Source organism: Burkholderia sp. 3C (genome assembly GCF_054589155.1).
In genome coordinates this window covers 238,430-238,939 of record NZ_BAAILN010000151.1, presented here as the reverse complement: position 1 = coordinate 238,939, position 510 = coordinate 238,430, and the positions used below count along the sequence as shown (strand labels likewise).

The 510-nt window shown below is 70.4% G+C and carries 1 pseudogene; it reads right to left on the bottom strand.

Annotation, left to right across the window (positions count from 1 at the left end):
* Window positions 1-482, bottom strand: a pseudogene (locus ACYP33_RS31950) (CPBP family intramembrane glutamate endopeptidase); the annotation flags it as partial.
* Between the last annotated feature and the right edge of the window lie 28 nt (window positions 483-510).

Here is a 510-nt window from a genome sequence, read left to right as displayed (position 1 = left end):
CTGATCAGCAATACGCCTGCGGCGGCCGCCGCGCCGATCGGCGCGGCCTTGACCCAGCGCGCCGGCCGGACGGCCGAGGGCAGCACCCACAGCAGCCAGAGGCCGATCAGCGCCTTGTCTGCATTCAGATACATCGTGAACGGCACGGCGTCGGGCGTGATTGGCACGCCGTGCAACACCCGCAGGTTATGAAAGCCCGGCGCCAGATGCAGCAGCAGCGCGCCCCCGAGCAGGGTGAACAGGACGCCGGCCGCGATCCGCAGCGGCCACGCGCGGCCCGGCGCGATGGCGTAGGCGGCGATGCCGAGCCCCGCCAGCGACGCGAAGGCCGGCGGCGTGAGCAGACCGAGCACGAACGCCGAGCCATAACCGAGCAAACCGAGAATCAGGCTCGCGAACCTGAGCCGGGGGCACCACGCCAGCAGCGCGGCGGCGAAGATTGCCGCCCAGGGCAGCAGCATCGTCGTCGGGAAATCGGACATTTCTGAAGGGAGAAGTCGCGCGGGCTCA